The sequence below is a fragment of the Corynebacterium lipophiloflavum DSM 44291 genome (assembly GCF_000159635.1).
GTDB lineage: Bacteria > Actinomycetota > Actinomycetes > Mycobacteriales > Mycobacteriaceae > Corynebacterium > Corynebacterium lipophiloflavum.
In genome coordinates, this window is the sequence record NZ_GG667198.1 from 34495 (window position 1) to 41277 (window position 6783).

The window sequence follows — 6783 nt, forward strand, 5'->3', positions numbered from 1 at the left end:
AGAAAAATGATCGGGGGGTTTGTTCTATTTCTCCTGGTCAACAATGTGATGGCCTTATGCAACGTGTGCGTAGTTAGCAACTCCGCACGGTACCAATATGGGCAGCGTCCGCCGCCACGCCGACATGGCGCACCCATGCCACTTTTGCGGATTTCGGGGTGGGTGAAGCGGGGCGACAGGCGGTCCAGGCGAATGCAACGGCACCTGCAAACCCGCACCAGTTGTAACAAATCTCTGCTGCAACGTGCGAGGAGCGTTCACTCTAGTAGCGCACAGCGCCAAACACCGCCGTCTGCACAATCTGATCCACGTCAGCAGCTGGGTACCGGACCGGCGCCTCGCCGTCCCGCAACGCGGCCGCCAACGCGCCCGACGCCCCCTTAGCCCACTCGCCGGCCGCTCGAGCGACCTGATCCACATCGGCGATACGGTTCACCCCGGAATCGTCAGTGAAAGCTACCTTCGACGGCCTACCGGATGCAGAGTCGGTTTCCGCCACGACAGGACGCGACCAATACGAACATGCACCGGTTGCTACCCAAAGAATCTCCAGTGCGACATCGCGTGGTACAGGCACGACATACCTCCAAAGTGTGTCAGCGGCGGCCGGAAAGTAGCCCAGAATTGTGTGCTGATTATTATGCCTGACGCGCTGTGGCGAGTCGCGGCAATGAAATACTGGAAGTGGAGTCTGCCTTCCCACTTACCTTTTCCGTACTCGCCGTGCGGTGGCGTGATTGCACACCTATTCTTGAGCCTGAAACCCGCCACACCAGCCTAGAAAAGGACACCTCCATGCGCATTGAAGCAATCGAAATCTCCCAGCACGAAGGCGACACCCTCTACTTCCGCACCGAGCACCCGGAAACCGGTGAGGACCGCGTGGCGCAACTGCGCGAGGCCATCGAGAACGGGACTGAGTTCACCGCCGAGGACCTCCTCGGTCGTATCCAGACGATTCATCCGGACAATATCGAGATCTGGGAAAAGCGCCGCGTGGAGGACACCGCGCTTTAGTCGGAGGTAGACGTCTTCCATGGCTCGGCCCAACGACGATTTCTCGCACGTTCTAAGGGTCTTGGGTCCACCGGAGGATGCAGCGTCCACCGAGATCGTCTGGGGGCAAACGGAGACTTTCCGCCCCGAGTGGTGGGTTAAAAGCTGGCCGAGTAATCTACCGCTGCCTCATTTCCTGGCCAGGGATGACCGTTTCCTTTCTGTGTCCCGGCAGCGGTTGTTCGAACTCGGGGAGTCCGTAGAGACCGAGGCTGAGGCCGTAAGCTTCTACGTTGCCGTGTGCTCGTGGGGCGCTGGGATGAGCGCGCAGCAAACACAGCGGTGTCTTCGGCCTTTACACCAGCCCGATGCGCCGGCGAAGTTACTCCAGGGTTTGAAGGCCGCAGCGCTCAACTCAGCCGATGACGCTTACTTTGAGTTCAGGAATTACAGCAGGTCCAGGATTAAACACCTGGGGCCGGCATTCTTTACCAAACTGCTCTACTTTGCCTCGGGCCGTCCTTCACCAGCGCAGAATCGTCACCCCCTGATCCTCGATCGCAGGGTCGCGGACGCGATTGGATGGGCAAACACCTCAGGATGGCTAACCGCCGAATACTCGCGCTACCTCGACATCATCGAGCAAGTTCACGGGCAGTGGCGCCCGGACTTGCCCACCGACGTTATCGAGTACACCCTTTTCCAAGCTGGACGCTCCATTCAGGCTCCCAGCATTTAGCTCCACCCTGCAATAGGCGGCGTCCCAAACAGGTGCGGGTACCGGCCTACACTCGGGCCCATGCCCGACACAAACCCGCTATTCCAACTCTCACAGACCCCGCACACAGAACTGCCGGGGTTTGCCCGCACGTTTCGACGCGGCGAGCTGACGGTGGGCCTGAGCCTGCCGATCGAGGAAGGTGCGGAGGAAAGCCCCGAGGATTCGCTCGACAATCAGGTGCGCTTGATCCGCAAGGCGGAGGACGCCGGGTTCGCGGCCGTCTGGGTGCGCGACATCCCGCTGCGGGTGGAGACCTTCGGTGACGTCGGCCAGGTGTGGGACCCGTGGATGTACCTGTCCTACCTGGCCGCGCGGACGTCGACGATCGCGCTTGGCACAGCGGCGGTTGTCGTGCCTTTCCAGCACCCGCTGCTCATGGCTAAGCGTGCGGCAACGCTGGACAGGCTCTCGGGAGGGCGGTTCTTGTTCGGAATCGCTACGGGGGATCGGCCGGAGGAGTTTCCCGCCTTCGGCCAGGATCGCGGGACCAGGGGAGACGTGATGGCGGAGCACCTGCGCGTCTACCGCGAGGCCATGACCACCAGTTATTCGCCGATTCGGTGGTCCGGCGGGAAGATGGGTGGCGCTGATATCGTCCCCAAACCGAGTGCACGGGAGGTCCCGCTGTTAGCCACCGGTTCGCTCCAGCAGACAATGCAGTGGCGCGCTGAGCACACGCACGGGTGGCTGATGTACCACAAGGGCCTTGAGATGCAGAAGGTCAACGTGGACAACTGGAACGCCGCCGTCGATACGCTCGGCGGCGGGTGGAAGCCCTTCGCCGAGTCGCTGTGGCTTGACCTGCATCCGAACCCGGACGCCGAGGCGGAAGGGCACCACTTCGGCTACCGGCTGGGCCGCAACGCGCTGATTCGTTTGCTGCACAAGCAGCGCGAGATCGGGATCAGTCACGTGATGGTCAACTTCCGCATTTCTGAGCGCGATGCGGAAGAGCAGATCGACGAGTTCATTCAGTACGTGATGCCGGAAATTACCCCCGCCGACTGAATTAGAAAACACTAGTGTAGTGTAATTCTGCGTTGGGCCCGGGGGTGAGGGTTGGCTAACCTGGGCCGCCCCCTTACCATCTCCAAGGTAACCCTTACCTAAGTTTTGAGAGAGAAAGGACGCGGACCTTGTCCCGTTTCAATACCCGAACCGCCGTGGCAGCGCTCGTCGCAGCCGTTTCGCTGACCGTTGTGTCCTGCTCCGGCGCGCAGGAGCAGGCGTCTGATGCCACGGACACCACGGCGGCGCAGGCCGAGAACACGGTCACCGTCGAAGACAATTACGGCGTCAAGGAGGTCCCGAGCCCTGCGCAACGCGTCGTCGCGCTGGACAACCGCTCCTTCGAGCTCCTGGACACCTGGGGCATTGAGCCCGTCGCCGCGGCGCGCGCGCTCGTCCCGGTGACCATCCCGGGCATCGGCGACAACGACAACATCGTCGACATCGGCAACCATCGCGAGCCCAACCTCGAGGCCATCGTCGCAGCCGAGCCCGACGTCATCGTCTCCGGCCAGCGCTTCCAGACCCACGACGCCGACATTGAGAAGCTCGTCCCCGACGCCATCCTGGTCGACTTCGAGCCGCGCGACGGCGAGCCCTTCGACGCCGAGCTGATCCGCCACACCGAGTCCCTCGGCGAGATCTTCGGCAAGCAGGAGGAAGCCGCCCAGCTTGTCGACGACTTCCAAAACGCCCTCGAACGCGCCAAGGCCGCCTACAACCCCGAGCAGACCGTGATGGCTGTCAACATCTCCGGCGGCGAGATCGGCTACGTCGCGCCGGGCGTCGGCCGCACCTGGGGCCCGCTGTTCGACCTGATCGGCATGAAGCCCGCTCTCGAGGTCCAAAACGCCACCGACGACCATCAGGGCGATGACATCTCCGTCGAGGCCATCGCCTCCGCCAACCCGGACTGGATGCTCATCCTCGACCGCGACGCCGGCACGCGCGACGACGAAGGCTCCCCGGCCGCGCTGAGCGTGATCGAGGATTCTGCGCCACTGCAAAACGTCACGGCAGTCAAGGAGGGCCAGCTCTACGTTGCGCCCGCGGACACCTACACCAACGAGTCCATCATCACCTACACCGAGATCCTCAACGACATCGCCGATCAGTTCGAGGCCGCCAAGTAATGTCCTCTGCCCCCACCGCCACCCGCCCGGCACTTCTCGACTGGAAGTTCCTGGCGGGTGCTGGTGTTGTCGTCGCCCTGCTTTTCGCCTCTTTGGCGGTGGGGCAGTACGACATCCTCGGTGCCGAGGACGGGTGGGCGATGTTCAACGCCACCCGCGTGCCGCGCACCATCGCCCTCATACTCGCCGGCGCGGCCATGGCGATGAGCGGGCTGATCATGCAGATGCTCACCCAAAACCGCTTCGTCGAACCCACCACCACCGGAACCACCGAGTGGGCTGGCCTGGGGCTCTTGGCCACAATGGTGTTCGCGCCGAACGCCTCCATCCTGGTGCGCATGATCGTGGCAGTGGCCTTCGCGTTCGTGGGCACCATGGTGTTCTTCGCCTTCCTGCGACGCGTGACGCTGCGCTCGAGCCTCATCGTGCCGATCGTCGGCATAATGCTGGGCGCGGTGGTCAGCTCCGTGTCAACCTTCTGGGCGCTGCAGACGCAACTTTTGCAGTCCTTGGGCGTGTGGTTCGCGGGCTCGTTCACCAGCGTCATTGCCGGACAGTACGAGGTCTTGTGGATCGTCCTATTCGTCGTCGCCGTGGTGTTCTTCTACGCAGATCGCCTCACCGCCGCCGGCCTGGGTGAGGACGTGGCCACCAACATCGGGCTGAACTACAACCGCATCGTGCTCGTGGGCACCTCGCTGGTGGCAATCGCCGCCGGTGTGGTCACCGTTGTGGTCGGCTACCTGCCATTTCTGGGCCTGATCGTCCCCAACATCGTTTCCATGATCCGTGGCGATGACCTGCGCTCCAACCTTCCGTGGGTGTGCCTTCTCGGCATAGGCATCGTCGCCGCCTGCGACCTGATCGGCCGCACCATCATCGCGCCGTTCGAGATGCCGGTCTCGGTGATTCTCGGACTCGTTGGCGCTGTCGTGTTCATCGCGCTAATTATTAGGCAGGCCCGCCATGGGTAGCGTGGTTCGTAACGTCGGCGCGTTTCAGACGTCGAAAAGCAAGCGGCGCTATTTCATCGCGCTCGGCGTGATGGTTGTGCTCGCCGTGGTCTTCACCGCGGGGCTCCTCGCGTGGGACAACCCCGTGGCTTTTGGTACTCGCGCGTACTGGCTGATCGCGGAGCGGCGCCTGAACGCGGTGATCGCGATGGCGGTGGTCGCCGTGTGCCAGGGCGTGGCGACGGTCGCTTTCCAAACCGTGACCAACAACCGGATTCTTACCCCTTCCATCATGGGGTTCGAGTCCCTCTATATCGCGATCAACACCGCCACCATCTACTTCCTCGGCGCCTCCGGGCTGCTGGCCTCGCGCACGCTCGAGACGTTTGTGCTGCAGCTCGTGCTCATGGTCGGTCTATCCTTGGTGCTCTACTCCTGGCTGCTGACCGACAACGCCGCCAACCTGCACGCGATGCTGCTCGTCGGCATCGTCATCGGCGGGGGCCTGGGCAGCTTATCGACGTTCATGCAACGCATGCTCACTCCCAGCGAGTTCGACGTGCTCACCGCCCGGCTTTTCGGCTCCGTCAACAACGCGGACCCGGACTTTTACCCCGTGGCGATTCCGCTCGTGCTCATCGCCGTGACGTTGGTGTTGTTGAACTCCCGCCGGCTCAACGTCATCTCGCTCGGCCGGGACGTCTCCGTCAACCTCGGGGTGGGATTCCGGAAAAACGCCATCTACACGCTGATCCTGGTGTCCATCCTGATGGCGGTGTCCACGGCGCTGGTCGGGCCGATGACCTTCCTCGGGTTCCTCGTGGCCACGCTTGCGTACCAGTTCACTAACACCTACGACCACCGTTATGTCTTCCCCATGGCGATCGTGCTCGGATACGTCGTGCTCACCGGGGCCTACTTCATCATGAACCACATCTTCTATGCTCAAGGCGTGGTTTCGATCATCATCGAGCTGGTGGGAGGAATCACCTTCCTGGTCGTGATCCTGAGAAAGGGACGCTTGTGATTACCCTGACCGATGTCCGCAAGGCCTACGGTGACGACGTCGCCATCGGCCCCGTCAACCTGCAAATCCCCGCAGGTGGAATCACCGCTCTGGTGGGGCCAAACGGCGCCGGCAAGTCGACTCTTCTGACAATGATTGGAAGGCTTCTCTCGCTCGACGAGGGCACCGTGGAAATCGGTTCAATGGACGTGACGCAGACCAAGTCGAAGGACCTTGCGAAGACGATCTCGATCCTGCGCCAAGAAAACCACTTTGTCACCCGTCTCACCGTGCGCCAGCTTGTCGGCTTCGGACGTTTCCCGTACTCGCGCGGCCGGCTTACTGCGGAGGACGAGGACACTATTACCAAATATGTCGACTTTCTTGGCCTGAGCTCGCTGGAGAACCGGTATCTCGACCAGCTCTCTGGCGGTCAGCGCCAGCGTGCCTACGTCGCGATGGTGCTTTGCCAGGAGACGGATTACGTGCTTCTCGACGAGCCCCTGAACAACTTGGACATTGCCCATTCCGTCGACATGATGAAGCACCTCTACGACGCAGCGCACGAGCTGGGGCGCACGATCATCATCGTGCTGCACGACATCAATTTCGCGGCACGTTACGCCGACTTCATCTGCGCCGCCAAAGACGGGCAGATCGTGGCGTTCGGCACCCCGGCGGAAATCATGCGGGATGACCTTCTCACCGAGATCTTCAACACCGGGGTGAAAGTGATTGAAGGACCCCACGGTCCGCTTGCTACCTACCACTAAACACCCCGCTTGTGCTGGGGATTTGTGTTGTGGGTGGTGGGTTGGTTAGTGTGTTGTTCCGCTGCTTGTTGAGGTTGCTTTTGGGTTAACTTCTGGTGGCGGGTGAATTTCATTGCTGTTTGACTTTGTGTTG

General features: G+C 61.9%; 8 protein-coding genes. 7 read left to right on the forward strand and 1 reads right to left on the reverse strand.

The annotated features are described in order from the left end of the window. Window positions 1–262: 262 nt before the first annotated feature. Window positions 263–499 carry a hypothetical protein gene (locus HMPREF0298_RS12325; RefSeq protein ID WP_157464475.1) on the reverse strand — a complete coding sequence of 79 codons (237 nt, stop codon included), beginning with the start codon at window positions 497–499 and terminating at the stop codon, window positions 263–265. Window positions 500–795: 296 nt separating this feature from the next. Here HMPREF0298_RS12325 and HMPREF0298_RS10665 point away from each other — a divergent pair, with 296 nt between their 5' ends. The 7 genes from HMPREF0298_RS10665 (at window position 796) to HMPREF0298_RS10695 (ending at window position 6650) form a co-directional block, all read left to right on the forward strand. Further along, window positions 796–1017 (forward strand): flagellar biosynthesis anti-sigma factor FlgM, encoded by a 222-nt coding sequence (locus HMPREF0298_RS10665; RefSeq protein WP_006841206.1) that lies wholly within the window; start codon window positions 796–798, stop codon window positions 1015–1017. Window positions 1018–1036: 19 nt separating this feature from the next. Then, on the forward strand, window positions 1037–1735 hold the full coding sequence (locus tag HMPREF0298_RS10670) for an 8-oxoguanine DNA glycosylase OGG fold protein (protein ID WP_006841207.1): 699 nt from the start codon (window positions 1037–1039) through the stop codon (window positions 1733–1735). Between the two features lie 60 nt (window positions 1736–1795). Further along, entirely contained in the window at window positions 1796–2785 is a 990-nt protein-coding gene (locus tag HMPREF0298_RS10675; protein ID WP_006841208.1) for an LLM class oxidoreductase, read from the forward strand. 128 nt (window positions 2786–2913) lie between these two features. Beyond that, window positions 2914–3918 (forward strand): siderophore ABC transporter substrate-binding protein, encoded by a 1005-nt coding sequence (locus tag HMPREF0298_RS10680; protein ID WP_040423178.1) that lies wholly within the window; start codon window positions 2914–2916, stop codon window positions 3916–3918. Beyond that, the gene (locus HMPREF0298_RS10685; RefSeq protein ID WP_006841210.1) at window positions 3918–4892 is read left to right on the forward strand and encodes an ABC transporter permease; all 975 of its coding nucleotides are present in this window, start codon (window positions 3918–3920) and stop codon (window positions 4890–4892) included. The genes HMPREF0298_RS10680 and HMPREF0298_RS10685 overlap by 1 nt, the downstream gene beginning before the upstream one ends. Next, window positions 4885–5898: an iron chelate uptake ABC transporter family permease subunit gene (locus tag HMPREF0298_RS10690; RefSeq protein ID WP_006841211.1), complete on the forward strand. Its 1014-nt coding sequence runs from the start codon at window positions 4885–4887 to the stop codon at window positions 5896–5898. The genes HMPREF0298_RS10685 and HMPREF0298_RS10690 overlap by 8 nt, the downstream gene beginning before the upstream one ends. Beyond that, window positions 5895–6650 (forward strand): iron ABC transporter ATP-binding protein, encoded by a 756-nt coding sequence (locus tag HMPREF0298_RS10695; RefSeq protein WP_006841212.1) that lies wholly within the window; start codon window positions 5895–5897, stop codon window positions 6648–6650. The genes HMPREF0298_RS10690 and HMPREF0298_RS10695 overlap by 4 nt, the downstream gene beginning before the upstream one ends. Window positions 6651–6783: the final 133 nt, after the last annotated feature.

Excerpts from the sequence above, each read along its gene's own strand:
- HMPREF0298_RS10665 (WP_006841206.1), top strand. The coding sequence starts at position 796 with ATGCGCATTGAAGCAATCGAAATCTCCCAGCACGAAGGCGACACCCTC.
- HMPREF0298_RS10670 (WP_006841207.1), top strand. The coding sequence starts at position 1,037 with ATGGCTCGGCCCAACGACGATTTCTCGCACGTTCTAAGGGTCTTGGGT.
- HMPREF0298_RS10675 (WP_006841208.1), top strand. The coding sequence starts at position 1,796 with ATGCCCGACACAAACCCGCTATTCCAACTCTCACAGACCCCGCACACA.
- HMPREF0298_RS10685 (WP_006841210.1), top strand. The coding sequence starts at position 3,918 with ATGTCCTCTGCCCCCACCGCCACCCGCCCGGCACTTCTCGACTGGAAG.
- HMPREF0298_RS10690 (WP_006841211.1), top strand. The coding sequence starts at position 4,885 with ATGGGTAGCGTGGTTCGTAACGTCGGCGCGTTTCAGACGTCGAAAAGC.